This is a genomic window from Roseicyclus sp. (assembly GCF_018402035.1).
GTDB lineage: Bacteria > Pseudomonadota > Alphaproteobacteria > Rhodobacterales > Rhodobacteraceae > Roseicyclus.
Window position 1 is genome coordinate 158,271 of sequence record NZ_JAGYJN010000002.1, and the last position, 24,353, is coordinate 182,623.

24 protein-coding genes, 1 other RNA gene and 2 pseudogenes are annotated in these 24,353 nt (G+C 62.2%); 18 read left to right on the forward strand and 9 right to left on the reverse strand.

Going from position 1 to position 24,353, the window contains the following annotated elements:
- The first annotated feature begins 68 nt into the window (after positions 1-68).
- Together KG698_RS04880 and KG698_RS04885 are read left to right on the forward strand one after the other, a co-directional pair.
- Positions 69-1,688, forward strand: a complete 1,620-nt coding sequence (locus tag KG698_RS04880) for a cytochrome c oxidase subunit 1 (protein ID WP_213684442.1) — start codon at positions 69-71, stop codon at positions 1,686-1,688.
- Between the two features lie 125 nt (positions 1,689-1,813).
- On the forward strand, positions 1,814-2,275 hold the full coding sequence (locus KG698_RS04885) for a DUF2244 domain-containing protein (RefSeq protein WP_300982921.1): 462 nt from the start codon (positions 1,814-1,816) through the stop codon (positions 2,273-2,275).
- Between the two features lie 10 nt (positions 2,276-2,285).
- Here KG698_RS04885 and KG698_RS04890 read toward each other — a convergent pair whose 3' ends face one another.
- Complete coding sequence (locus KG698_RS04890) at positions 2,286-2,744, reverse strand: GatB/YqeY domain-containing protein (protein ID WP_213684444.1); 459 nt, start codon at positions 2,742-2,744, stop codon at positions 2,286-2,288.
- A 150-nt stretch (positions 2,745-2,894) separates the two neighbouring features.
- Between KG698_RS04890 and carA the strand changes: the two genes are divergently transcribed.
- Together carA and KG698_RS04900 are read left to right on the forward strand one after the other, a co-directional pair.
- Positions 2,895-4,043, forward strand: a complete 1,149-nt coding sequence (carA, locus tag KG698_RS04895) for a glutamine-hydrolyzing carbamoyl-phosphate synthase small subunit (RefSeq protein WP_213684445.1) — start codon at positions 2,895-2,897, stop codon at positions 4,041-4,043.
- Positions 4,044-4,155: 112 nt separating this feature from the next.
- Complete coding sequence (locus KG698_RS04900) at positions 4,156-6,180, forward strand: glycosyltransferase family 2 protein (protein ID WP_213684446.1); 2,025 nt, start codon at positions 4,156-4,158, stop codon at positions 6,178-6,180.
- Here KG698_RS04900 and KG698_RS04905 read toward each other — a convergent pair.
- Positions 6,149-6,802, reverse strand: a complete 654-nt coding sequence (locus KG698_RS04905; RefSeq protein ID WP_300982922.1) for a GntR family transcriptional regulator — start codon at positions 6,800-6,802, stop codon at positions 6,149-6,151. The two genes, KG698_RS04900 and KG698_RS04905, sit on opposite strands and share 32 nt — an antisense overlap.
- Positions 6,803-6,902: 100 nt before the next feature.
- Between KG698_RS04905 and KG698_RS04910 the strand changes: the two genes are divergently transcribed.
- Entirely contained in the window at positions 6,903-7,547 is a 645-nt protein-coding gene (locus KG698_RS04910) for a pyrimidine 5'-nucleotidase (RefSeq protein ID WP_213684447.1), read from the forward strand.
- Between the two features lie 130 nt (positions 7,548-7,677).
- A complete protein-coding gene (locus KG698_RS04915; protein WP_213684658.1) occupies positions 7,678-8,874 on the forward strand; it encodes a UbiH/UbiF family hydroxylase in 1,197 nt (398 codons plus the stop codon).
- Between the two features lie 100 nt (positions 8,875-8,974).
- Here the strand turns inward: KG698_RS04915 and KG698_RS04920 are convergent.
- The 3 genes and pseudogenes from KG698_RS04920 to KG698_RS04930 all read right to left on the reverse strand — a co-directional run bounded on the left by KG698_RS04920 (position 8,975) and on the right by KG698_RS04930 (position 11,145).
- Positions 8,975-10,106, reverse strand: a pseudogene (locus tag KG698_RS04920) (aminotransferase class V-fold PLP-dependent enzyme).
- 128 nt (positions 10,107-10,234) lie between these two features.
- Complete coding sequence (locus tag KG698_RS04925) at positions 10,235-10,693, reverse strand: Lrp/AsnC ligand binding domain-containing protein (RefSeq protein WP_213684448.1); 459 nt, start codon at positions 10,691-10,693, stop codon at positions 10,235-10,237.
- Positions 10,690-11,145, reverse strand: a complete 456-nt coding sequence (locus tag KG698_RS04930) for an Lrp/AsnC family transcriptional regulator (protein WP_213684449.1) — start codon at positions 11,143-11,145, stop codon at positions 10,690-10,692. Before KG698_RS04930 ends, KG698_RS04925 begins: the two co-directional genes overlap by 4 nt.
- 139 nt (positions 11,146-11,284) lie before the next feature.
- On the opposite strand from KG698_RS04930, the pseudogene ilvC reads away from it, so the two are divergent.
- Positions 11,285-12,306: pseudogene (gene ilvC / locus KG698_RS04935) on the forward strand (ketol-acid reductoisomerase).
- Between the two features lie 176 nt (positions 12,307-12,482).
- Here the strand turns inward: ilvC and KG698_RS04940 are convergent.
- The 3 genes from KG698_RS04940 to KG698_RS04950 all read right to left on the reverse strand — a co-directional run bounded on the left by KG698_RS04940 (position 12,483) and on the right by KG698_RS04950 (position 14,544).
- Positions 12,483-12,944 (reverse strand): CAP domain-containing protein, encoded by a 462-nt coding sequence (locus KG698_RS04940; RefSeq protein WP_213684450.1) that lies wholly within the window; start codon positions 12,942-12,944, stop codon positions 12,483-12,485.
- 299 nt (positions 12,945-13,243) lie between these two features.
- Positions 13,244-14,080, reverse strand: a complete 837-nt coding sequence (locus KG698_RS04945; RefSeq protein WP_213684451.1) for an inositol monophosphatase family protein — start codon at positions 14,078-14,080, stop codon at positions 13,244-13,246.
- 80 nt (positions 14,081-14,160) lie between these two features.
- A complete protein-coding gene (locus KG698_RS04950; RefSeq protein ID WP_213684452.1) occupies positions 14,161-14,544 on the reverse strand; it encodes a helix-turn-helix domain-containing protein in 384 nt (127 codons plus the stop codon).
- A 263-nt stretch (positions 14,545-14,807) separates the two neighbouring features.
- Here KG698_RS04950 and KG698_RS04955 point away from each other — a divergent pair, with 263 nt between their 5' ends.
- The 3 genes from KG698_RS04955 to rpmG all read left to right on the forward strand — a co-directional run bounded on the left by KG698_RS04955 (position 14,808) and on the right by rpmG (position 17,187).
- Positions 14,808-15,776 (forward strand): NADPH:quinone oxidoreductase family protein, encoded by a 969-nt coding sequence (locus KG698_RS04955; RefSeq protein WP_213684453.1) that lies wholly within the window; start codon positions 14,808-14,810, stop codon positions 15,774-15,776.
- A 258-nt stretch (positions 15,777-16,034) separates the two neighbouring features.
- On the forward strand, positions 16,035-16,820 hold the full coding sequence (locus tag KG698_RS04960; RefSeq protein ID WP_213684454.1) for a Bax inhibitor-1/YccA family protein: 786 nt from the start codon (positions 16,035-16,037) through the stop codon (positions 16,818-16,820).
- A gap of 199 nt (positions 16,821-17,019) precedes the next feature.
- Positions 17,020-17,187: a 50S ribosomal protein L33 gene (rpmG, locus tag KG698_RS04965; RefSeq protein ID WP_021098674.1), complete on the forward strand. Its 168-nt coding sequence runs from the start codon at positions 17,020-17,022 to the stop codon at positions 17,185-17,187.
- A 130-nt stretch (positions 17,188-17,317) separates the two neighbouring features.
- On the opposite strand, the gene KG698_RS04970 is transcribed toward rpmG, so the two are convergent.
- Positions 17,318-18,016, reverse strand: a complete 699-nt coding sequence (locus tag KG698_RS04970; protein ID WP_213684455.1) for a metal-dependent hydrolase — start codon at positions 18,014-18,016, stop codon at positions 17,318-17,320.
- Positions 18,017-18,150: 134 nt separating this feature from the next.
- On the opposite strand from KG698_RS04970, the gene gatC reads away from it, so the two are divergent.
- The 8 genes from gatC to KG698_RS05010 all read left to right on the forward strand — a co-directional run bounded on the left by gatC (position 18,151) and on the right by KG698_RS05010 (position 24,341).
- A complete protein-coding gene (gene gatC, locus KG698_RS04975) occupies positions 18,151-18,438 on the forward strand; it encodes an Asp-tRNA(Asn)/Glu-tRNA(Gln) amidotransferase subunit GatC (protein WP_213684456.1) in 288 nt (95 codons plus the stop codon).
- Positions 18,439-18,440: 2 nt separating this feature from the next.
- Positions 18,441-19,925: an Asp-tRNA(Asn)/Glu-tRNA(Gln) amidotransferase subunit GatA gene (gene gatA, locus KG698_RS04980; RefSeq protein ID WP_213684457.1), complete on the forward strand. Its 1,485-nt coding sequence runs from the start codon at positions 18,441-18,443 to the stop codon at positions 19,923-19,925.
- A gap of 314 nt (positions 19,926-20,239) precedes the next feature.
- Positions 20,240-20,767, forward strand: a complete 528-nt coding sequence (locus tag KG698_RS04985) for a hypothetical protein (RefSeq protein ID WP_213684458.1) — start codon at positions 20,240-20,242, stop codon at positions 20,765-20,767.
- Between the two features lie 39 nt (positions 20,768-20,806).
- Positions 20,807-21,451 carry an N-acetylmuramoyl-L-alanine amidase gene (locus KG698_RS04990; RefSeq protein ID WP_367114041.1) on the forward strand — a complete coding sequence of 215 codons (645 nt, stop codon included), beginning with the start codon at positions 20,807-20,809 and terminating at the stop codon, positions 21,449-21,451.
- Positions 21,452-21,462: 11 nt separating this feature from the next.
- Positions 21,463-21,844, forward strand: an RNA gene (gene rnpB / locus KG698_RS04995) — RNase P RNA component class A.
- 94 nt (positions 21,845-21,938) lie between these two features.
- Entirely contained in the window at positions 21,939-22,583 is a 645-nt protein-coding gene (locus tag KG698_RS05000; RefSeq protein ID WP_213684459.1) for an SDR family oxidoreductase, read from the forward strand.
- A gap of 158 nt (positions 22,584-22,741) precedes the next feature.
- Complete coding sequence (locus tag KG698_RS05005; RefSeq protein ID WP_213684460.1) at positions 22,742-23,980, forward strand: aspartate kinase; 1,239 nt, start codon at positions 22,742-22,744, stop codon at positions 23,978-23,980.
- 133 nt (positions 23,981-24,113) lie between these two features.
- The gene (locus KG698_RS05010; RefSeq protein ID WP_213684461.1) at positions 24,114-24,341 is read left to right on the forward strand and encodes a hypothetical protein; all 228 of its coding nucleotides are present in this window, start codon (positions 24,114-24,116) and stop codon (positions 24,339-24,341) included.
- Positions 24,342-24,353 lie beyond the last annotated feature (12 nt).

The following is a 24,353-nucleotide window of genomic DNA, read 5'->3' on the forward strand; positions in this document are numbered from 1 at the left end:
ATCAAATGCGCGGAGAGGTGCGGCTATTGCCGTCGCTGCCGCCGACGAGCGACAGACAGGAGTTTCACATGGCAGACGCCGCCATTTCAGGGCATGACCACGACCGACCGGGTTTCTTTACCCGTTGGTTCATGTCCACCAACCACAAGGATATCGGGATTCTCTACCTGTTCACCGCAGGTATCGTGGGTCTCGTGTCCGTCATCTTCACCGTCTACATGCGGATGGAGTTGATGGAGCCGGGCGTGCAATACATGTGCGCCGAAGGCGCGCGCCTGACCGCCGCCGCGGTCGAAGATTGCACCCCCGATGGCCATCTTTGGAACGTGATGATCACGGGCCACGGCGTTTTGATGATGTTCTTCGTCGTCATTCCCGCGCTGTTCGGTGGTTTCGGCAATTACTTCATGCCCTTGATGATCGGCGCGCCGGATATGGCGTTCCCGCGTCTCAACAACCTGTCCTATTGGCTCTATGTCGCGGGCACCTGTCTTGGCCTTCTGCGCGGTGTTCATCGATGGCGGCGCTGGCCCCGGCTGGACCTTCTACCCGCCGCTGAGTCATGGCAGGACGCGCCGACAAGCCGCGCGGTCGATTTCGCGATCTTCGCCGTGCACGTTTCGGGCGCCAGCTCGATCCTTGGATCGATCAACATCATCACCACCTTCCTGAACATGCGCGCACCGGGCATGACGCTGCACAAGGTGCCGCTGTTTGCATGGTCGATCTTCGTCACCGCATGGCTGCTGCTTTTGTCGCTGCCGGTTCTGGCGGGCGCGATCACCATGCTGCTGACCGACCGCAACTTTGGCACGACCTTCTTTGATGTGTCGGGCGGCGGCGACCCGGTGTTGTTCCAGCATATCTTCTGGTTCTTCGGTCACCCCGAAGTGTATATCGTGATCTTGCCGGCCTTCGGCATCATCAGCCACATCGTTTCGACCTTCTCCAGAAAGCCGGTCTTTGGCTACCTGCCGATGGTCTATGCGCTGGTGGCAATCGGTGGCTTAGGCTTCGTCGTCTGGGCGCACCACATGTACACCGTGGGCATGACGCTGAACCAGCAGGCCTATTTCATGGTCGCCACGATGGTGATCGCGGTGCCGACCGGCATCAAGATCTTCTCGTGGATCGCCACCATGTGGCGCGGTTCGATCACCTTCGAGACGCCCATGCTGTTTGCCATCGGCTTCATCTTCTTGTTCACGCTGGGTGGTGTGACGGGGATCATCCTGAGCCAAGCCGCTGTGGACCGCGCCTATCACGACACCTACTACGTCGTGGCGCATTTCCACTATGTGATGAGCCTTGGGGCCGTCTTCGGAATCTTTGCCGGTATCTACTACTGGATCGGCAAGATGTCGGGCCGCCAATACCCCGAGTTCTTGGGCAAGGTGCATTTCTGGATGTTCTTCATCGGCACCAACATCACCTTCTTCCCGCAGCACTTCCTTGGCCGTCAGGGCATGCCGCGCCGCTACATCGACTATCCCGACGCTTTCGCGCTGTGGAACTATGTCAGCTCGATCGGCGCGTTCATCTCGTTTCGCCTCGTTCCTGCTGTTTATCGGGATCGTGTTCTACACGATCCTTGCAGGGCGCAAGGTGACCGAGAACGCCTATTGGGGCGAGCATGCGGACACGCTGGAATGGACCCTTCCCAACCCGCCGCCGGAGCACACCTTTGAGGAGCTTCCGACGCGCGAGATGTGGGACCGTCAGCCGCATCACTGATAGGCCCATGCCAATCCTGATCGACAATCTAAGCGGGGCCCCGGACACGACCGGGGCCCTTTTCCGTGACGGCCACGGCATGCCCCGGCTCAGGCTGCGCCTGACGCCGCATAAATCGCTCACGCCCGAGGGATTCGTCTGGTTCATCGGCGCAACCGCCGCGCTGATCTCGGTGCCGCTGTTGTCGATTCTCGGCACGGCGGTGTTCTGGGCGCTTTTGCCGTTTCTTGTCGCGGCGATCTGGGGCGTTTGGGCAGCCCTCACGCGCAGTTGGCGCGACCGCGACATCTATGAAGAGATCTTGCTTTGGGATGATTTGATCCGGCTTGAACGCCACGAGCCACGCCGCGCCACGCGCGACTGGGAGGCAAACCCCCATTGGGTGCGCATCGCGCTGCACCAAACGGGTGGTCCAGTGCCGCAATACCTGACGCTGCAAGGTGGCCCGCGCGAGGTGGAGCTGGGCGCGTTTCTGACCCCGCCCGAGCGGGTTGGGCTGAAAGAGACGCTTGAACGCGCGCTGCGCGATAAATCGCGCTAGCGCCGCCCCCTCAGGCAAGGCGGGCTTTCACCATCGGGCCCACCGCGCCAAAATCCATTTGTCCGGTATATTTCGCCTTCAAGGCCGCCATCACGCGGCCCATATCGCGCAAACCTGATGCACTTGTTTCAGCGATGGCGGCATCGATTGCGGCCGTCACCTCGTCCTCGTCCAACTGGCGCGGCAGGTAATCCTCGATGATGGTGATTTCCGCGCGTTCCTTTTCGGCCAGTTCCAACCGCCCGCCTTCTTCATAGGCGCGCGCGCTTTCATGACGCTGTTTGACCATCTTGCCCAAGATCGCAAGCACGGCGGCATCATCCACGCCATCGGGCTGCCCCTCACCGCGCGCGGCGATATCTTGATCCTTGATGGCCGCATTGATCAGCCGGAGCGTGCTGAGGCGTGTGGCGTCTTTTTCGCGCATCGCCTCTTTGAGGCCAGCGCCGATCCGTCCTCTCAGGTCCATTGGCATCGTCTGTCCCCAACCATCACATCAAAGCGCCTTGATAAGCCAGACGGGCCGCGGCAACAACACCTTGCGTCCACGGCTTGACCATACCCCGCCCGCCCCGTATGCCGACGCCAATTTGCCGACCCGCAACACGGGAGCTGAACCATGCCCGCCAAACCCACTGCCTGCCTCGCCCTTGCCGATGGAACGCTCTTTTTCGGAAAGGGATTCGGCGCAAAGGGGATTCGCGTCGCGGAATTGTGCTTCAACACCGCGATGACCGGCTATCAGGAGATCATGACCGACCCCTCCTATGCCGGGCAGATCGTGACCTTTACCTTTCCCCATATCGGCAACACCGGCGTCACGCCTGAGGATGACGAGACCGCCGACCCGGTCGCCGAAGGCATGATCGTGAAATGGGATCCGACCGAGCCGTCGAATTGGCGCGCCACGGGCGATCTGGTGTCTTGGCTGGAAAAAACGGGCCGCATCGGCATGGGCGGTGTCGATACCCGCCGCCTGACCCGCGCGATCCGCCAACAGGGTGCGCCGCATGTGGCCCTTGCCCATGATCCCGACGGAAATTTCGATATCGAGGCGCTGGTCAAGGCCGCGCGGGGCTTTCCGGGGCTGGTGGGCCTCGATCTGGCCAAAGGGGTCAGCTGCGCGCAATCCTATCGCTGGGATGAAAAGCGCTGGGCATGGCCCGAGGGTTATACCAAGCGCACGGGTGCCGCACCCAAGGTCGTCGCGATCGACTACGGTGCCAAGCGCAACATCCTGCGCTGTCTGGCAAGCGTCGGCTGCGACGTCACCGTCATGCCCGCCACCACCACCGCCGAAGAGGTGCTGGCCCAAAACCCCGATGGGGTGTTCTTGTCCAATGGCCCCGGCGATCCGGCGGCGACCGGCGCCTATGCCGTGCCGATGATCCAAGGCGTGCTGGCCGCCGATCTGCCCGTTTTCGGCATCTGCTTGGGCCATCAAATGCTGGCACTGGCCCTTGGCGCCAAGACCGTCAAGATGAACCATGGCCATCACGGCGCGAACCACCCGGTCAAGGATCTCGAAAGCGGCAAGGTCGAGATTACCTCGATGAACCACGGCTTTACCGTGGACAGCCAAACCCTGCCCGCGGGTGTGATCGAAACCCATGTGAGCTTGTTCGACGGGTCGAACTGCGGCATCCGCATGGCCGACCGCCCGGTGTTCTCGGTGCAATACCACCCCGAGGCAAGCCCCGGCCCGCAAGACAGCTTTTACCTCTTCGAACGCTTTGCCCAAGCCATTCAGGCCCGCGCCACCGGTTGATCTGCATCGCCCCGGTTAACGTGACGTTAACCTTGTTGGCGCAGCCTGTCTGGGTCTGGGGGCGGTCAATGGTTGCATCTTGATCGTCGCCGCATCAGCGCGCGAGGGGTCTATGCACAGCGAAATTGACGCCGTTGATGATGCGAAGACTACGCCCAAAATCGGCACGCTGCGCCCCCTGACGCCGGGGCCAAGCGCGGCTGAGATGGTGGCGATCGCGTCACGCGCAAGGCTTCGTATCAATTCCCCTCCCAGCGCGCCGCCCTCGACGCTTGACCGGCTGCTCTTGGCGCGCGGTGCGGCACGACTTGGCGATGTCATGGACGCGCGCGAGGCGGCAGGGCTAAGCGATATATGGATCGGCCAAGTTCTCTTGGCGCGCGGTGCCGTTTCTGAGGCCGAGATGTTGCCCGCCTTGGCCGAGTTCCATGGCCTTGGCATGAATGACTGGATGCATGGCACCCCTGATCCCGGCCTTGCGCGCTACCTATCCGCCGATCGGGCCTTGGCGCTGGAAGCTGTGCCATTGGACCGCATCGGGGCCACGGTGATCATCGCGACCGGTCGCCCAGACCGCGCCGATGAAATCCGCGCCGCGCTCTGCCTGCCTGCGGGGCAAAAAGCGGCGTTGGTTCTGGCACCAAGGGCGCAGATCATTGCCGGCCAAATCGCGCTTTACGGCGAACTGCTCGCGCGTATCGCCGAAGGTCAAGCGCCCCAGCGAAACAGTTGCCGCAATTGGCGCACAAAGATCGTCGGGCGTAGCGCGTTCTTGATCCTTTTGGCTATTGCGGGGCTTACGTTTCTGGCCCCCCTCGCTGTGACCGTGACGGCCTTTCTGATCGCGCTGGCGGTCTTTATGGCCAATATGGTGCTCAAGATCGCAACCTTTGGCGCGACTCTGCGCGCTGAGCGTCAGATACGCCGCGCGCGCCCACCCAAGGACGAACGGATCACCGCGCCATGGGCCTTGCCGATCATCTCGATCCTCGTGCCGCTCTACGAGGAACGCGAAATCGCCACCACATTGATGCGCGCGCTTGCCGATCTCGACTATCCGCCTGAGCGGCTGGATGTGTTGTTGATCATCGAAGAGGGTGACAGCCTGACCCGCACGGCCTTGTCATGTCTCACGCTGCCGGGTTGGGCGCGGATCATCACCGTGCCGCGGGGCGAACCACGCACCAAGCCGCGCGCGCTAAATTTCGCGCTGAATTTCGCACGCGGCGAGATTATTGGCGTTTATGACGCCGAAGACAGGCCTGAAAGCGATCAGCTGTTGCGCGTGGCGCAGCGCTTTGCAGCCTTGGGGCCGGATACCGCCTGCCTGCAAGGGCAGCTTGATTACTTCAACGCGCGCTACAACCTGTTGTCGCGGCTTTTCGCGATCGAATACGCCATCTGGTTTCGCGTGCTTTTGCCGGGGGTACAACGTCTGAGCCTTGTCGTGCCCTTGGGGGGGACGACACAATTTCTGCGCCGCGCAGCACTCGAGGCCGTGGGCGGCTGGGATGCCCACAACGTCACCGAGGATGCAGAGCTTGGCATCAGGCTTGCGCGCCACGGCTACCGGGTCGAGATCATCGAAAGCACCACCTTCGAGGAGGCCAACGCCGCGATCATCCCTTGGGTGCGCCAGCGCGCACGCTGGCAAAAAGGCTATCTGCTGACATGGGCCGTGGCGATGCGCGCCCCTTTTGCCCTGTTCCGCGCGCTTGGCTTGTGGCGGTTCTTGGCCCTACAGGTGCAGATCCTTTGTGCCGTGACGGGGTTCTTGGTCGCGCCGCTTTTGTGGTCATTGATGATCAAGCCATTCGGCTATGCCCATCCGCTTGATCTGGTGATCAGCCCCTTTGGCTACGGTATTTTGGCCACGGTTTTCGTGGCCAGCGTGGTATTGTCCATCGCATTGGCGATCTATGCGACGCAGGCGGCGCATCTTCGCCATTTGCGGCCTTTTATCCTGCTTTCCGAATTCTACTTCTTGCTTGGCACGCTGTCAGCGTGGCGCGCGGTGCTCGAGATTTTGTACCGCCCGTTCGACTGGGCCAAGACGCGCCATGGCCAATTTGGCGCGCTGCCCGCGGCGGTGGCAAAGCCGCGGCTTACACCGACGACTTCTGCGCCTCCTCCTTGAGGCGGACGACGAAGGCAATGGAAAGATGGTCGCGCAAAGCGCGCGCCGCGCGCTCACCATCGCGCGCGGCAATCGCCTCGACGATTTCGGAATGCTCGGCCAGCGCCTTTTCACCCCGCCCCTTGGCCGCAAGCGATGTGCGCGCCATCAGCGCCATAGACCGATAGACAAGATCAAGCTGTTGGACCAGATAGCGGTTATGGCTGGCCAGATGGATCTGGTAGTGAAACCGCCTGTTGGCGCGCGCCAAAGCCTGCGGATCAGACAAAAGCGCGCGATCCGCCTCGACCATCTCGCGCAAAACCTGAATTTCCTCGATCGCGGCATGCTGGGCTGCAAGCCTTGCGGCCAGCGCCTCCAACTCTTGGCGCACGGCGTAGAGCTCGGCCATCTGCGCGTGATCGAGCGAGGCCACAATCAGCGAGCGCCCATCGCGGGTCAGCAAGCGCTGCGTTTCAAGACGTTGCAGCGCCTCGCGGATCGGCGTGCGGCTGACGCCGAAACGATCGGCAAGCTCGGATTCAACGAGCCGGTCACCCGGGCGGTAGATCCCTTGATCGATCGCGTCGAGGATCAGGGCATGGGCATCCTTATGCGGATCGGGGATCATCTTCGAAGCCATGGTGCAGCGGTATCCTATCATATGCCGCGCAAAGCTAGGCGGCGGAGCCGCCCCTGTCCAGACTTGCGCAGCACCGCGCGCGGCCCTAGGGCTTAGTGTTATGGCCAAACACCGCTTTTCCCATGTCGAGACTTGGGTCTTCGACCTCGACAATACGCTTTATCCGCCCGCGATGGCGCTCTTTGACCAAATCAACATCCGCATGACAGAGTGGGTGATGCAGGTGGCAGGCGTCGAGCGCGCAGCGGCCGAGGCGTTGCGCCACAGCTATTGGCGTGAATACGGCACGACATTGGCGGGGCTGATGCGCCACCACACCATCGACACCGACGCCTATTTGGCACAGGTGCATGAGATCGATTTCTCGGTCATCGCGCCTGACCCGGCGCTGGCGCGTGCGATCAGCGCCCTGCCGGGGCGGCGGATCATCTATACGAATGGCACCAAACCCTATGCCGAGCGGGTGATTGCCCATCGTGGGCTGTCGGGGCTGTTTGATGCGATCTATGGGGTGGAACATGCACAGTTGGTGCCTAAACCCGACCGCGCCGCCTTTGAGACGGTCTTTGCCCTCGATGGCTTGCACCCAACACGCGCGGCCATGTTCGAGGATGATGCGCGCAATCTGCGCGTCCCCCATGCGATGGGCATGCGCACCGTACATGTCGCACCCGAGGCAGAACCTGCAGCCTTTATCGAACATCACACAGCCGATCTGACCAGTTTTTTGGAAGCGCTGGTGTGAGCATCCGAAAATTCGTACGAATTTTCGCAGAAGGGATTTTTCGTACGAAAAATCCACACAAGCCAGAGTTGGGACAGCCTGTCGCGTCGCCCTGCCCCCTGTCGCGCCCTAGATCAACCTCATGAACAATTTGACCCAGATAGATATCTTTGTTTCTGGCGGTGGCGTGGCTGGCCTTACGGCGGCTGCAGCCTTTGGCATGGCCGGATTTTCGGTCATTTGTGCTGATCCCACGCCGCCCATCACCGATGCGGCGACCGAAGGGGCGGATTTGCGGACCACCGCTTTTTTACAGCCCTCGCGCGATTTTCTGGACCGGATTGGGCTTTGGGCACGGCTTGGCCCCCATGCGACCCCGCTTCAGGTCATGCGCATCGTCGATGCAGGCGGACCAGAGGCCGAGGCGCGTGTCGCCCATGATTTCGATGCGGCCGATATCTCGGATCTGCCGTTTGGCTGGAACCTGCCCAATTGGCTACTGCGCCGCGAGATGGTGGCGCATCTGGCGACATTGCCCAATGTCGATTTTCGCCCCGGCGTCGGAACCGCCCAGCTTTTGACACGCGCAGGCGAGGCGCGCGTCACCCTCAGCGATGGCAGCCGGATCGCGGCCAAGCTGGTGATCGGTGCGGATGGGCGCGACAGCCGGGTGCGCGAGGCTGTGGGGATTGGCGTGCGCAAACTGCGCTATGGGCAAAAGGCGCTCGTCTTCGCGGTCAGCCATGCATTGCCCCATGACAATATCTCGACCGAGATCCACCGCTCAGGCGGACCTTTCACGCTGGTGCCTTTGCCCGATCGCGATGGGCGGCCCTGTTCAGCGGTCGTGTGGATGGAGCGCGCGCCCGAGGCGGTGCGCCTTGCCGCTTTGCCCGAGGCGGCGTTTGAGGCCGCGATGACGGATCGCTCCGCTCATCTGTTCGGCCCGCTCAAACTTGCATCGCGGCGCACGCTTTGGCCGATCATCAGCCAGATCGCAGACCACATGGTCGCCGAGCGCGTGGCGCTGGTGGCCGAGGCCGCCCATGTGATGCCCCCTATCGGGGCGCAAGGGCTGAACATGAGTTTGGCCGATCTGCGCGTGCTGTTGGATCTGGCCGAGGCAAACCGCGACGATCCGGGGCAGGCCGATCTGCTGTCGCGCTACCAGCGCGCGCGCCATGCAGAGATCGTGGCGCGGGTGACAGGGGTGGATGCGCTCAACCGTGCCTCGATGGCGCAGGCGCAGGGGTTGCGCGACCTGCGGCTTAGGGCGCTCAATGCGATCTATGCCGTGGCGCCTGTGCGCCGCGTGATGATGCGCGCGGGGCTGGGCGCCAAAGGGTAAAGGGGCAAGGCCCAAGGCTTTGGCCCGCACGAATCGCAGTGCTGGGGGCTCTGCCCCCAGACCCCCGGAGTATTTTTGAAGCAAAGATGGGCGTTGCCGCTCAGGGAAAGACGCGGTCGATCCCGTCTTTCAGGCGGGCAAGGGCGGCGGGCACATCATAGAGCTTGTCCAGCCCGAAAAGCCCGATACGGAAGGTCATGAAGCTGTCGGGTTCATCCACGCGCAGGGGCACGCCTGCCGCGATTTGGATGCCCAACTCCATGAATTTCGCGCCCGATTTGATCGCCGGGTCATCGGTATAGCTGACCACGACACCCGGCGCGCCAAAGCCATCGGCCGCGACCGAGCGGATGCCCTTTTCGGCCAACATCGCGCGTACGCCGTTGCCCAATGCCCATTGCGCGGCTTTGAGCCGCTCAAAACCATAGGCACGCGTTTCCAGCATCGTGTCGCGAAATACCCGCAGCGCATCGGTGGGCATGGTGGCGTGATAGGCATGCCCACCCGCCTCATAGGCGGCCATGATCGCGGCCCAGCCCTTGAGATCGGCGGCGAAGCTGGAGGATTGGGTGTGTTCCATCCGTGTCTTGGCGCGATCCGACATCATCACAAGACCCGCGCAAGGCTGGGCCGACCAGCCCTTTTGCGGGGCTGAGATCAGCACATCAACGCCTGTTGCCGCCATATCGACCCAGATCGTGCCGGACGCGATGCAATCAAGCACCAAAAGCGCATCAACCTCGTGGGCGGCTTCCGCCAGCGCCGCGATATAGCTGTCGGGCAAGATGATACCGGCCGAGGTTTCGACATGGGGGGCAAAGACGATGCCGGGCCGGCTGCGCGCGGATCTGGGCCGTCACCTCGTCAATCGGGGGGGGCGCATAGGGCGATTGCGGGCTGTTGCCCATGGGGCGCGCCTTGATCACCGTCACCTCGCGCGCGATCTGTGCCGCGTCGAGGATTTGCGACCAACGGAATGAGAACCAGCCGTTGCGCACCACCAGCACATCTTGATCGCCCGCGAATTGGCGCGCGACCGCCTCCATCGCGAAGGTGCCGCCACCGGGGATGACCGCGACATGAGAGGCACCATAAACCTCTTTCAGCATGGCCGAGATATCGCGCATCACGCCCTGAAACGCACCCGACATGTGGTTGAGCGAGCGGTCGGTAAAGACCACGGAATATTCCAAAAGCCCATCGGGATCGACAGTATCGAGCAAGGCGTTCATTGGCACGGTCTCCTTCTGCCTGTCCGGGGTAGCGCCATGGGCGGGTGTGACCAAGCCCGAAATCGGCGTTTGGACGCGCGGCAGACCGTGCAAGCGGGCCGATTGGGGCGGATTGTTTCCGATATGCGTCAGCCAAGCGGGCCGGGGCGGCGTTCCTCGGATAAAAGCACATTGGCCTCGACCCCGCCGATACCGGGCAGGGTCATGATCCGGCGGCGTAGCACCCGCTCGAAATCGGGCAGATCGCGGGCGACGACACGCAGTCGGTAGTCATAAAGCCCCAGCACATGTTCGACCGTCTGCACCTCGGGGATGGCCGCGACAGCGCGTTCGAAATCATCAAGGCTCACGCGGCCCTTGAGGCCCAGCTTCACACCGAGAAACACAGTCACGCCAAAGCCCAGCGCCTCGAGATCGAGATCAAGCTTGCGCGCACCGATCACGCCCGCGTCACTCATGCGTTTGATGCGCCGCCATGTGGCGGGTTGGCTGAGGCCCAAGCGACGGCCAAGGGTGCTGGCCTTGAGGGTGGCATCGCCCTGTAATGCGCGCAAAATAGCGCGATCCGTGGCATCAAGATCGATCACAGCGGCACCGTTTGCTGGTTCTTGATCGTGGCCACATGCATCAACGCCTCGATATCGGCGATATGCGGCAGGCCCAGGATCCGTTCGCGGTAAATTCTCTGGTAATGGGTCATGCTGCGCGCGATCACGGCAAGGCGCACATCGACACGGCCAAGGAAGGTCTGGATCTCGGTCACCTCGGGCACCTCGCGGGCAGCGGCGAGAAAGGCATCGAAGGCACGCGGATCAGTCTTGTCGAGCGTGATGCGCAAGCTGACCTCGACCGTATATCCCAGCGCCGCCCAATCGATGGTCAGATGTTGGCCGCGCAGCACGCCTTGGGCCTGCATGCGATCAAGGCGCTTGTAGCAGGTGGCAAGCGGCACACCGACAGCAAGGGCAAGCTGCGTCATGGGTTGGGCCGGATCGGCCTGTAGGTGGCGCAGAATCCTGCGGTCGGTATCATCAAGCATGAGATTGATCAAATTTTCGTTCTGTACGAATGAATTTCTACATCATTCAGGGGATAATGCAAATTTTCTTGCGGCGGCCGCGCTATCAGCAAGGCATGTTGCGCAACAGTTGATTCCCGCCATCCGAGGAGAGAGACAGATGCGCGTTTATTATGATCGCGATTGCGATGTGAACCTGATCAAGGACAAGAAAGTCGCCATCCTTGGCTATGGCAGCCAGGGCCATGCCCATGCGCTGAACCTGCGCGATAGCGGTGCCAAGAACGTCGTCGTGGCACTGCGCCCCGGCTCGCCCAGCGCGAAAAAGGCCGAAGGCGAAGGCCTCAAGGTCATGGGCATCGCTGAAGCCGCCGCTTGGTGCGACCTGATCATGTTCACCATGCCCGATGAATTGCAGGCCGAGACCTACAAGAAATACGTCCATGACAACCTGCGCGAAGGTGCCGCGATTGCATTCGCCCACGGTCTGAACGTGCATTTCGGCCTGATCGAGCCGAAAGCCGGCGTCGATGTCATCATGATGGCCCCAAAGGCCCCGGCCACACGGTGCGCGGCGAATACACCAAGGGCGGCGGCGTGCCCTGCCTTGTGGCGGTTCACAACGACGCCTCGGGCCGCGCGCTGGAAATCGGCCTGTCCTACTGCTCGGCCATCGGTGGCGGGCGTTCGGGCATCATCGAGACGAATTTCCGCGAAGAATGCGAAACCGATCTGTTCGGCGAACAGGCCGTGCTTTGCGGCGGTCTGGTCGAGTTGATCCGCATGGGCTTTGAGACGCTGGTTGAAGCGGGCTATGAGCCCGAGATGGCCTATTTCGAGTGCCTGCACGAGGTGAAGCTGATCGTTGACCTGATCTATGAAGGCGGCATCGCGAACATGAACTACTCGATCTCGAACACCGCCGAATACGGCGAATATGTCTCGGGTCCGCGCATCTTGCCCTATGACGAGACCAAGGCACGGATGAAGGCGGTTCTGACCGACATCCAGACCGGCAAGTTCGTGCGTGATTTCATGCAAGAAAACGCCGTTGGCCAGCCGATGTTCAAGGCGACACGCCGGATCAATGACGAGCACCAGATCGAGGCGACCGGCGAAAAGCTGCGCGCAATGATGCCGTGGATCTCGGCAGGCAAGATGGTCGACCGCGCCAAGAACTAAGCGCGCGACCTGCCCGATAAAGCGTGTCGCGTTCTATCGCATTCACAGCAACGGACGAACGCGTCATGCCTTGCAAACGCTGCCTCGCCCGTTGCTGTGAATACCTCGGATTGATCAAACGCGACACGCTCTAGAACGGCCCCGGTGGTAACGCCGGGGCCTTTTTCATGCGCACATCAGCAGGGCCGCGCCATCACCAAAACCCAATATGCGCCGCTATCGGCAAAGCCGAACTGGGTCACTTGCGGGTTGAGGATATTTGCGCGGTGATCAGGGCTTGCCATCCATTGCGCGATGGTCGCGCGGATATCGCTTGTGCCGGTGGCGATATTCTCGACCGCGGCGCAGGCGGTATAGCCCGCGCGGCGCAACCGGTCGTTCAAGGCGGCACCGTCACTGCCTTGATGGGTCAGCGCATTCATGTGGCTCAGATCATCGGCAAGCAGTTGTGCGGCGGCCTGTAACGCGGGAGAGTGGCTCAGGGGGCGAATGATCCCGCCCTGCGCGCGCTGCACAGAGAGTTGTGTGCCAGCGGAGGCGATATCGAGGCTCCCACCCGCCGAGATCCGCTCGGTTCCCGGTGCAGTGGCGCAGGCGGACAAAATCACAATGGTTAACATACCAAGAATACGGATCATCATGATGTGCCTCTTGGGCTGCTCGGTGTTGTTTTCTCTAAGATGAGCCTGTCGCATGCATTCCGCAAGGGTAGCGTGGCACATGGCATGTGACACGGGATCACTGGTTGTGGATAAACAGAGGTGTAGATCTTATTATGCGAACTTTTGCGGCATCTTGGGTCCAATACTAGCAAATCATGTTCGAAAATAATAACCAACGCGATGTGTATCTTTCGGCAATCCCTTGCCGAGATGCACCTTTCTGCATCCGGGCGGTGTATGTGTTGGGCAGTCGCGCCATCATGCCTTGCGGCGCACTAGGCAATATCGCGCAAGATCGCCAAGGCGGCGGCATGGATCATGGGGTTGGCGGCGGCCAAAGCACGGCCACCGTGATGCACCGGCCCACCCTGCCAATCGGTCACGATGCCACCGGCCGCTGTGATCACCGCGATGGGGGCGGCGATATCGTAGCTGGCCAAGCCCGCCTCGATCACCAGATCGACCTGCCCAGCGGCGATCAGCGCATAGGCGTAGCAATCCAAACCATAGCGGGTCAGCTTGACGCGGTCGCGCACGGCCTCGAACCCTGCGCGCTCGGCCGTGGTTCCAATCTCGGGGAATGTGGTAAAGAGCGTCGCCTCAGCCAGATCGGCGGTCGCGCGTGTCGCCAAGGGGGCCACACCCATCGGGCCTGTGACCAAGGCGCGCCCAAAACCACCTTCGAACCGCTCACCGATATAGGGTTGATCGATCAGGCCATAGAGTGGCCCATCCGCGTCGCAAAGCGCGATCAGCACGCCCCAGCTTGCCGTGCCCGAGATAAAGGCCCGTGTCCCATCAATCGGGTCGATGACCCATGTTAGCCCGCTGGTGCCGGGTTTCGCGGCCTCTTCCTCGCCCAAGATCGCGTCATCGGGGCGGTGTACGGCCAGTACGGCGCGCATCGCGGCCTCGGCGGCGCGGTCAGCCTCCGTTACCGGGTCAAAGCGGCCAATGCCCTTGTCATCGGTGCGCAGCGTCGCGTTGCGGAAAAAGGGCAAGATCGCGGCCCGCGCGGCATCGGCCATCGCATGGGCGGTCGCGATCAGGTCTGCTGCGTCAGGGTTGACGCGTTGGGCGACATTATTTTGCCCTGTGAGGGGATCGGTCATTTTGGCCTCCGGCGGCTGCGGGTCTGGACGCGGGCCGGAAGGGACACGATCCCCTGCACGGGGTCAAGTCACAGACGCCCTTAGGCGGCTGCGTCAGACAAAACGCGCGCCAGCTCGAACAGCCGCCGCCGCTGATTCTCGGGGATCGCGTAGTAAGAGCGGATCAATTCCAGCGCTTCCTTGTCTGCCAAGATATCGCTGGGCAGCCCTTCGGCCGGCGCATCGGTCGCATGCGCGGCATCGGTCCCATCCACACCTTCAAAGAAATAAGCCACAGGCACGGCCATCGACTGCGCGATATCGAAAAGCCGCGAGGCGCTGACGCGGTTCATGCCGGTCTCATATTTCTGGATCTGTTGAAACTTGATGCCGACTTTCTCGGCAAGCTGCTGTTGGGTCATTCCGACCATCCAGCGGCGGTGTCGGACCCTTTTTCCGACATGGACATCTACCGGGTGTTTCACGCCCCACTCCTTATCATTGCCAAACCAAAGCCTGACGCACCGATCCAAAACTACGGATACATCGGGCGTCGCCGCGAAACGACGACATAGATCAGCTAGAGCGACGTTGCGTCAAATCAATCCTTTGGAGAGTGATTGCAAAACTATTCGCCCTGAGGTTCAGTGATTGACATTGCCAATTTTTCTGACACGCCCGCGTGATCTCGGGCTGGCGGGTCGCAAAACGGGTCTCTAGATTGCGCCAAAGCCACGGGGGAAACAGGATGCGCGCTTACGTATTGGAGGATCACACCACCCCACCACGCTTGGCCGAGATGGCAACGCCTGTGCCGGGGCCGGGTCAGATCTTGGTCAAGATTGCCGCGTGCGGGTTGAATTTCGCCGATCTGCTTATGGTTGACGGCAAGTATCAAGATACGCCGCCACCCCCCTTTATCATGGGGATGGAGCTTGCCGGCACTGTTGTGGGACATGGGCCGGGGGTGAGCACGCCTAGGGTCGGCGCGCGCGTGGCGATCTTTGCGGGCCAAGGCGGACTGGCAGAATACGGAGTTTTTGACGCCGCTCGCGCGGTCGATATCCCCGAGGCGATGCCCTTTGCGCAAGCGGCGGGCTTTTTGGTGGCCTATGGCACCTCGCATCTGGCGCTGACGCGCAAGGCGGGGTTGAAGGCAGGCGAACGGCTGGTCGTCCTCGGTGCGGCGGGCGGTGTGGGGCTTTCCGCCGTGGCCTTGGGTGCCGCCATGGGGGCCGAGGTGGTCGCGGTCGCGCGTGGTGCCGACCGGCTGGCCGTGGCGCAAACGGCAGGTGCGCATCACCTGATCGACAGCCGCGATGGCGATCTTGCCGCGCGGCTCAAGGCCTTGGGCGGTGTCGATGTGGTCTATGACGCGGTCGGCGGTGCCGATTTCGACGCGGCCCTGCGCGCCACCCGCCCCGAGGGGCGCATCTTGACCATCGGCTATGCCAGCGGCGTTGTGCCGCAAATCCCCGCGAATTTGCTTCTGGTCAAGAATATCAGCGTGATGGGCTTTTATTGGGGCGGCTATCTGCGGTTCGCACCCGAGGTGCTGAACAATAGCTTGACCGAATTGATGGCCCTTTATGCCGCGGGCCAGATCACACCCCATATCAGCGCTACTTTCCCGCTGGATCGCGCGGCCGAAGCGCTTGCCTTGTTGCGTGATCGCAAAAGCACAGGGAAGGTCGTGGTCACGATTGCACCCGCTTAACCCGTCTTGCCGCGCCCGCCCGGTGCGAGCGCGCACAGAGCCATGAAAGCAAGGTGCAAATGCGAATGAAGCGCCGAGAAGCGGCGGCCATCCATGTCGCGCCAAAAATTGATAGGAAAAAACTATGACTGCACCTGCTCTCCCTTTCGTCGCGTTTGCTTGAAATCTGCAATCAACTCGCCAATATGCGTAATCAAGGACGCACCCGCGCGCGGACAACGCGACGGGTCCACCGCATGATATTTTTAGGAGGAATACATGGCTGACTATCAGACGATCCGGGCCGGCGTATCCGCCAATGCTCAGGCCCAGGTCGACGCGGGCCTGCGCGCCCATATGAACAAGGTCTATGCCACCATGTCGGGTGGCATGTTGATCACCGCCGCCGCGGCTTGGGCGATTGCCGATCTGGCCGTGACCAATGACCCCACGGGGGCCACCATGGCGCTGCGCGACGGTCAATATCTGACCGGGCTGGGTGAGACGCTTTATGCAACCCCGCTGCGCTGGGTGGTGATGTTTGCACCCTTGGCCTTTATCCTCTTTGGCTGGGGCGCGCTGATGCGCCGTGGATCGGCGGCTGCGGTCAGCTTGGGCTTTTTCGCCTTCGCCGCGCTGATGGGCGTGTCGATGAGCTCGATCTTTTTGGTCTTCACCTCCTTCTCGATCGTGCAGACCTTCCTTGTGACGGCCATCGCTTTCGCGGGCCTGAGCCTGTGGGGCTACACCACCAAGCGCAACCTGACCGGCATGGGCAGCTTCTTGATCATGGGCGTGATCGGGTTGGTCGTGGCGATGATCATCAACATCTTCTTGCAGTCGCCCGCGATGATGTTCGCGATCTCGGCGCTGGGTGTGCTGATTTTCGCGGGTCTCACCGCCTTCCACACGCAAGAAATCAAGACCACCTATATCGCGCATGCGGTACATGGTGATCAGGAATGGCTGGACAAAGCCGCCATCGATGGCGCGCTGAGCCTCTATATTTCCTTCCTGAACATGTTCCAGTTCTTGCTGATGTTCATGGGACAACAACAAGAATAAACGCCTTTTTGGCGCTTTACCTGAGGGCCGGGGCAACCCCCGGCCCTTTTTCATGAAGGCTGCAACACCGCGCCCACAGCGCCTTTGCCGAATTGGGGTGTTGACTCGCGCTTGCGGCCAAGTAAAAGGCGCAGTCTCAAAGACGTTTTCGCGCAGGCCTAGGCCCGCGCGCCCCGCATTGACCGCAGGAGCCCGACCCATGGCGAAGCCGACAACCATTAAGATCCGCCTGAACTCGTCTGCCGGGACGGGCCATTTCTATGTGACCAAGAAAAACGCCCGCACGATGACCGAGAAAATGACCGTGCGTAAATACGACCCGGTCGTGCGCAAGCATGTCGAATACAAGGAAGGCAAGATTAAGTAATCTGCCGCCAAGGATGGACGAAAGGCCGCGCAGGGTAATCCGCGCGGCCTTTTTCATTTCGCGACACCGCTGGAACGAGGGGCGGGAAAACCCGGGTTTTCCCGTGCGAAAAACCTGGGTTTTCGCTCCCTCAAATCTCGATTGTAACGCCCGGATCAGGATCAAACACCCGCACACCGGGCATCACCGCAACCTTGAGCGCATCGGCCGATTGCTCGAGCAAGGGGAACGTCTTGTAGTGATAGGGGATCACGGTCTTGAAACGGAAAAGCTTCGAGGCCGCATAGGCCGCGCGCTTCATATCCATCGTGTAATGCCCACCTGCACATAGAATACCAACATCGGGCGCATGCAGATCATCCCAGATCTTCATATCGGCCATGACATCGGTATCACCCGAGACATAGGCGCAACGCCCCTCGCCTGTGATGATGTAGCCTGCAGGCTCGCCCGCATAGATCGGCGGCCCATCGCGACCGACCGAGGATGAATGGACCGCATGCACCATGGTCACGGCCACATCACCCAACTGCACGGTGCCGCCCTTGTTAAAGCCGGTGGTTGCAACGCCATCTTCGGTGGTGGCGATCCAGCTCATCAATTCGACCATGCCGTAAACCGGCACGTTCAATTCACGCGCCAGATCGCCAAGACCGGCGATATGGTCGAAATGTCCATGCGTGATCAAGATCGCCGTCACACCCGCCAAGACGGCATCGCGGCTGTCGTGGGGAAACATCGGATTGCCCTTTTCCCAAGGGTCGATCAGCAAAACTTGATCGCCGATCTCAAGACGCACACTGGCGTGCCCCAACCATGTGTATTTCATCGCGTGCACTCCATTGAAAACCCTCTTGGCCAAAGGATAGTCCGCCGCCATGACATGGGAAAGACTGGATCGGCTTGCGGGTCTCGCATCACGCGGCTAAACCGCGCCTTGTTCTTGTCGAGGAGGCTCAGAAAATGTCCATCGACCGCGCCACAGCCGCCAAGGTCGCCAAACTCGCCCGCATCCGCGTGGACGAGGCCGATCTGCCCGCGCTTGCCGATGAATTCAACGCAATCCTTGGGTTCATCGAACAGCTTCAAGAACTCGATGTCAGCGATGTGGAGCCGATGGTCAGCGTCACGCCGATGCAGCTGCGCCGCCGCGCCGATGTGGTGAGCGATGGCAACCAACAGGCCAAGGTTCTGGCCAATGCGCCCGATGCGCGCGAGGGCTTTTTTGCCGTTCCCAAGGTGGTGGAGTGACCATGTCCGATCTCACGAAACTCACCATCGCCGAGGCCCGCGACGCGCTGCGCCGGGGCGAGACAACATCGGTCGCATTGACCGAAGCCTGCCTGAGCGCCATTGACGCAGCCGACGCGCTGGGTGCTTTCGTCCACAAGACGCCCGAGATCGCGCTGGAACGCGCCGCCGCCGCCGATCAGCGGATCAAGGCCGGTGATGCGCCCGACATGTGCGGCATTCCCCTCGGCATCAAGGATCTGTTTTGCACCGAGGGCGTGGCGTCACAGGCCGCCTCGAAAATCCTTGAAGGGTTCCGCCCGCAGTATGAATCGACTGTTTCGGGACAGCTGCGCGACGCAGGCGCGGTGATGCTGGGCAAGCTCAATATGGATGAATTCGCCATGGGCTCGTCCAACGAGACCAGCGTTTATGGCAACGCCATCAACCCTTGGCGCGCAGGCAATAGCGATGCCGCACTTACGCCCGGCGGCTCCTCGGGCGGCTCTGCCGCCGCTGTCGCCGCCGATCTGTGCCTTGCGGCCACCGGCACCGATACCGGCGGCTCGATCCGCCAGCCTGCGGCGTTCACGGGGATCGTGGGGCTCAAGCCCACCTATGGACGCTGCTCGCGCTGGGGGATCGTGGCTTTTGCCTCGTCGCTCGATCAAGCAGGGCCGATGACCAAAACCGTGCGCGACGCGGCAATCATGGGGGCGGCCATGATGGGCTATGACCCCAAGGACAGCACCAGCGCAGATCTGCCCGTTCCCGATTTCGAGGCAATGCTGACGGGCGACATCCGGGGCCGTGTCATCGGCATTCCGCGCGAATACCGCATGGATGGCATGCCCGAGGAGATCGAGGCACTTTGGGCGCGCGGCCGCGAGATGCTGGCCGACGCCGGTGCCGTGATCCGCGACATCAGCTTGCCGCATACGAAATATGCCCTGCCCGCCTATTATGTCATCGCACCTGCCGAGGCGTCGTCGAACCTTGCCCGCTATGACGGGGTGCGCTTTGGCTACCGCGCCAAGATGGTACCGGGTGACGGCATCACCGAGATGTATGAGAAAACCCGCGCCGAAGGTTTCGGCCCCGAGGTCCGCCGCCGCGTGATGGTGGGCACCTATGTGCTGTCGGCGGGCTACTACGACGCCTATTACAACCGCGCCCGCAAGGTCCGCACGCTGATCAAGCGCGATTTCGAAGAGGTTTTTGCCGCTGGTGTCGACGCGATCCTAACGCCCGCCACCCCTTCGGCGGCTTTCGCCTTGGGCAAGAAACACGCCGATCCGGTGGAGATGTATCTCAACGATGTCTTCACCGTGACCGTGAACCTTGCCGGTCTGCCCGGTCTGGCGGTGCCAACAGGGCTTGATGGCGCGGGTCTGCCGCTTGGGCTACAACTGATTGGCAAGCCATGGGAAGAGGGCGAACTGCTCAATATCGGCTATGCGCTGGAACAGGCCGCCGGTTTTGTGGCCAAGCCCGCGAAATGGTGGTAATGTCGCGGAAACAATAAGCTTCCGAGGCAGGTACATGGTTGGTTTTCCGCAGGGCGCAGTTGCCCTTTTTCTGTGTGTGTTCGCCGTTGCGGCGTGCAACGCGACCCTACCCAATGATGTGGCAAGCGGCGTGGGCTTTGAAGATTATCATCAATGGCAGGCAAGGCGCGCGATGCTGCGCGGCGAGGGCTTTGGTGCAACCCGCGCCCCTGCCCACGACGGTGCGCCCACCGTTGCCCCCCGTCACCGCCGCGTTGCCGCCGCGGGCCCAGCCCGCGATTGTCACCCCGCCCCCGGCGGCGCAGGTTGCCGTCATGGTTCCGCCCCCTGCCCCGCCCATCGCGCCCGACACACAGGCCGATGTGACAACCATCGCCGCTGCCGCCATCGCCGCTGCCGAGGCACAGCAGGCCACAGCCCCGCCCTTGGTGCGTGCAGGCGCGGCGCGGATTTCCGATGAACAGGATTTCGACGCCGTGGCCGAGCGCGAAACCATCGAAAGCGATGCCGAGCGGCTTGCCCGCATGCAGGCTGAGCGCGTCGTGATCGCGCCCACCGCGATCCCCGAGCGCCCGGCAGATATCGGCCCCAATATCATCGACTATGCGCTGGCCACGACCCATGGCGTGGGCGAGCGCCGCCATACCCGCCGCCCGATCAGCGCCGATCGCCATGAGCGCGGCTGCATGGCCTTTCGCTCGGCCGATCTGGCGCAGGAGTGGTTTTTGCAAAACGGCGGTCCGGGCCGCGACCGTCAAGGGCTCGACCCTGATGGCGATGGCTTTGCCTGTGATTGGAACCCAAACGTCTATCGCGCCGCGGCGGCGGCCGCGCGCAATTGAGCCTGTCGCCCAATTCTGGCCCCCGCCGCGACGGGCTAAGTGCCGGAGCTGGTCGTGATCCACTATACCGCCATGGCCGATTGCGACGCGGCGCTGCGCGCGCTTTGCGACCCTGTGCGCGAGGTCTCGGCCCATTACCTGATCCGCCGCGGGGGCGAGGTGGTGGCGCTGGTCGATGAGGACTTGCGCGCATGGCACGCAGGGGCGGGCGCATGGGCAGGCCGGGGCGATGTCAATTCCCGCTCAATCGGCATCGAGTTGGATAATGACGGCACATCGCCCTTTGCGGCACCGCTGATGGATGCGCTCGAGGGGCTGTTGGCGGGGATCATGGCGCGCTGGGCCATCGCGCCCCAAGGCGTGATCGGGCATTCCTGCATGGCACCGGGGCGCAAGATCGACCCCGGTCCGCGCTTTGACTGGCAAAGGCTGGCGCGGCGTGGGCTGGCGCTTTGGCCCGATAACCGGGCCGCATCGCCGCTGGACATGGGCCGCTTTCGCACCGATGCGCTGGCCTATGGTTTTCCCGATCTGGACGATGCGCTGCTGCTCACGGCGGTGCGGCTGCGCTTTCGCTATGGGGCCAAGGGGCCGCTTGATGGGCGCGATTGCGCGATCATGGCCGAGATGGCCGCCAAGGCAACCAGCGCGTCAGGGCTTGAACCCGGCGTCGCCCGCGCGTAGCTGAGGGTTGCGCGGAGGGCTGGATGGCCGCGGGCGGGCAACCGTTCGAGGAAAGTCCGGACTCCACAAGGCCACGGTGCCGGGTAACACCCGGGCGGAGCAATCCGACGGAAAGCGCCACAGAAATGAAACCGCCGTGCCCCTCGGGGCGCGGTAAGGGTGAAACGGTGGGGTAAGAGCCCACCGCGCGACGGGTAACCGGAGCGGCACGGCAAGCCCCACCGGGAGCAATGCCAAATAGGGATGTCGCGGGGGCAACCCCGGGGTTTGGCTTTTGCCCCAGACATCCGGGTTGGCAGCTTGAGGCGCGCGGGCAACCACGCGTCCAGAGGAATGGTCATCCAGAGGGGGCAACCCCTTGGACAAAATCCGGCTTACAGGCCCTCCGCGCATCCTGTTTTCCGGTCTTGTCGATGTCACAGCGGACGATGCTTGCGGCCACCTAACTGCCGGCCTAAGCAAGGCTGTATCTGGCAGGGGGTGGATCATGCATGTTTTGATCACAGGGGCCAACCGTGGCATCGGCGCGGGCTTGGCCCATGCCTATCAGGCACGCGGTGACGTTGTGACCGCCACGGCGCGCAATCGCCCGGGCTTGTCACCGCTGGATGTGACCGACCCCGGCTCGGTGCGCGCATTGGCAGACGCGATGGGCGGGGCCGCGCTTGATCTCTTGATTTGCAACGCAGGGGTTTATCTTGATCGCGGCGAGAGCTTGGCGACAGGCTTTGACCCCGACATCTGGGCCGAAAGTTTCGCAGTGAATGTAACGGGCGTGTTCTTATGCGTGCAAGCTTTCTTGCCGCATCTGGCGCGCGCGCCCAAGCCCAAGATCGCCATTATCGCAAGCCAGATGGGCTCAAGCACCCGCGCGCCGGGGGGCAGCTATGTCTATCGCGCCACCAAGGCCGCGGCGATCAATCTTGGACGCAACCTTGCCACCGACCTGAGGCCACGCGGCATCGCGGTCGGCGTCTATCATCCCGGCTGGGTGCAAACCGATATGGGTGGGGCCGACGCCGAGATCACGACCGATGAGGCGGTCAGCGGATTGGTCGCGCGATTTGCGACCCTCGATCTGGCGACAAGCGGCTGTTTCGAGACATGGGATGGGCGCGCGCACGCCTTTTGAAGGATTTCGCCGGTTTGCGGCCGCGGTCCGCCGGGGGCTCTGCCCCCGGACCCCCGGAGTATTTGGAAAGCAAAGATGGGTCGGGCAGGGTATGAGCAGCCCTTGCGGCTGCGCGCGCGGAACCTTATGACGCACAGCGTCAAGCAAGGGGACGGGCCATGCCCATTCTGGTGATGAAATTCGGTGGCACATCGGTCGCCACACTCGACCGCATCCGGCGCGCAGCAAAGCGCGTGGGCCGTGAGGTCGCGAATGGTTACGATGTGATCGTGATCGTGTCGGCCATGTCGGGTGAAACCAACAAGCTGGTGGGCTTCGTCGAAGAAACCTCGCCGCTTTATGATGCGCGCGAGTATGATGCCGTGGTCAGCGCGGGCGAGAATGTGACCGCTGGGCTGATGGCCCTGACGCTGCAGGAGATGGATATCCCTGCGCGCAGCTGGCAAGGCTGGCAAGTGCCGCTGAAGACCACCTCGGCCCATGCGGCCGCGCGGATCGCGGAAATCCCGCCCGAGAACATCATGCGCAAATTCGCCGAAGGCATGAAGGTTGCCGTCGTGGCGGGTTTCCAAGGGATCAGCCCCGAGGGGCGCATCACGACTTTGGGGCGTGGCGGGTCGGATACCACAGCCGTGGCCTTTGCCGCGGCCTTTGACGCGGTACGTTGCGACATCTACACGGATGTGGACGGGGTCTATACCACCGATCCGCGCATCACCTCCAAGGCGCGCAAGCTGGACCGGATCGCATTTGAGGAAATGCTGGAACTGGCCTCGCTCGGGGCCAAGGTGCTGCAGACACGCTCGGTCGAATTGGCGATGCGCTACAATGTGAAGCTGCGGGTTTTGTCGAGCTTTGAAGAAATGTCGGATGATGCCGGTACGCTTGTCGTGCCCGAGGAGGATATCGTGGAAAGCAATGTGGTGGCAGGCGTGGCCTATTCCCGCGACGAGGCCAAGATGACCTTGCAAGGCGTGGCCGACCGGCCCGGCATCGCGGCGGCGATTTTCGGCCCCTTGGCCGAGGCGGGTGTGAATGTCGACATGATCGTGCAGAACATCTCGGATGGTGGCACGACCGACATGACCTTTTCTTGCCCGGTGAACGAGGTCAAGCGCGCCGAAAAGGCGATGGCCGATGCCAAGGCAGCGGGGCTTGTCGATTTCGCGGGGCTGGTGGCCGATACCGAGGTCTGCAAGGTCTCGATCGTGGGGATCGGCATGCGCAGCCATGCAGGCGTCGCCGCCAAGATGTTCCAAACGCTGCGCGACGAAGGCATCAATATCAAGGTCATCACCACATCCGAGATCAAGGTCTCGGTGCTGGTGGATCGCAAATACCTCGAACTGGCCGTGCAGGCGCTGCACGACGCCTTTGGTCTGGACCGCGCGTCCTAAGCACAAAACAGCGGGGCGCGCGTGATACATGCGCCCCGCGCAATGCCGCAATGCAGCATTGGCTGTGGTCTTGGCGGTGCAAGATCGTATTTTGCAAGGGACAGTTAGACACGCTTATTCAGCGGAGCGTCCCATGACCACCCAGACATTCCACAGCCCGATCTTCGTTCCCCGCATCGCAGCCTCGGTTGCGGCATTCTTGAGCGACCTGTCCCATGCCGTGGCCTTGGCCACCGGCGCACAGGCGCGCTTTGACGAGATCCAACGCCTCCAAGCACTCAGCGATGATGACTTGGCCCAAATCGGCCTGTCGCGCGACAATATCGTGCGCCATGTCTATGCGGACCTGTTGACGCGCTAAGCCTGCTGACAA

Excerpts from the sequence above, each read along its gene's own strand:
- KG698_RS04880 (WP_213684442.1), top strand. The coding sequence starts at position 69 with ATGGCAGACGCCGCCATTTCAGGGCATGACCACGACCGACCGGGTTTC.
- KG698_RS04885 (WP_300982921.1), top strand. The coding sequence starts at position 1,814 with ATGCCCCGGCTCAGGCTGCGCCTGACGCCGCATAAATCGCTCACGCCC.
- KG698_RS04890 (WP_213684444.1), bottom strand. The coding sequence starts at position 2,744 with ATGGACCTGAGAGGACGGATCGGCGCTGGCCTCAAAGAGGCGATGCGC.
- carA (WP_213684445.1), top strand. The coding sequence starts at position 2,895 with ATGCCCGCCAAACCCACTGCCTGCCTCGCCCTTGCCGATGGAACGCTC.
- KG698_RS04900 (WP_213684446.1), top strand. The coding sequence starts at position 4,156 with ATGCACAGCGAAATTGACGCCGTTGATGATGCGAAGACTACGCCCAAA.
- KG698_RS04905 (WP_300982922.1), bottom strand. The coding sequence starts at position 6,802 with ATGGCTTCGAAGATGATCCCCGATCCGCATAAGGATGCCCATGCCCTG.
- KG698_RS04910 (WP_213684447.1), top strand. The coding sequence starts at position 6,903 with ATGGCCAAACACCGCTTTTCCCATGTCGAGACTTGGGTCTTCGACCTC.
- KG698_RS04930 (WP_213684449.1), bottom strand. The coding sequence starts at position 11,145 with ATGCTTGATGATACCGACCGCAGGATTCTGCGCCACCTACAGGCCGAT.
- KG698_RS04940 (WP_213684450.1), bottom strand. The coding sequence starts at position 12,944 with ATGATCCGTATTCTTGGTATGTTAACCATTGTGATTTTGTCCGCCTGC.
- KG698_RS04945 (WP_213684451.1), bottom strand. The coding sequence starts at position 14,080 with ATGACCGATCCCCTCACAGGGCAAAATAATGTCGCCCAACGCGTCAAC.
- KG698_RS04955 (WP_213684453.1), top strand. The coding sequence starts at position 14,808 with ATGCGCGCTTACGTATTGGAGGATCACACCACCCCACCACGCTTGGCC.
- KG698_RS04960 (WP_213684454.1), top strand. The coding sequence starts at position 16,035 with ATGGCTGACTATCAGACGATCCGGGCCGGCGTATCCGCCAATGCTCAG.
- rpmG (WP_021098674.1), top strand. The coding sequence starts at position 17,020 with ATGGCGAAGCCGACAACCATTAAGATCCGCCTGAACTCGTCTGCCGGG.
- KG698_RS04970 (WP_213684455.1), bottom strand. The coding sequence starts at position 18,016 with ATGAAATACACATGGTTGGGGCACGCCAGTGTGCGTCTTGAGATCGGC.
- gatC (WP_213684456.1), top strand. The coding sequence starts at position 18,151 with ATGTCCATCGACCGCGCCACAGCCGCCAAGGTCGCCAAACTCGCCCGC.
- gatA (WP_213684457.1), top strand. The coding sequence starts at position 18,441 with ATGTCCGATCTCACGAAACTCACCATCGCCGAGGCCCGCGACGCGCTG.
- KG698_RS04985 (WP_213684458.1), top strand. The coding sequence starts at position 20,240 with ATGGTTCCGCCCCCTGCCCCGCCCATCGCGCCCGACACACAGGCCGAT.
- KG698_RS05000 (WP_213684459.1), top strand. The coding sequence starts at position 21,939 with ATGCATGTTTTGATCACAGGGGCCAACCGTGGCATCGGCGCGGGCTTG.
- KG698_RS05005 (WP_213684460.1), top strand. The coding sequence starts at position 22,742 with ATGCCCATTCTGGTGATGAAATTCGGTGGCACATCGGTCGCCACACTC.
- KG698_RS05010 (WP_213684461.1), top strand. The coding sequence starts at position 24,114 with ATGACCACCCAGACATTCCACAGCCCGATCTTCGTTCCCCGCATCGCA.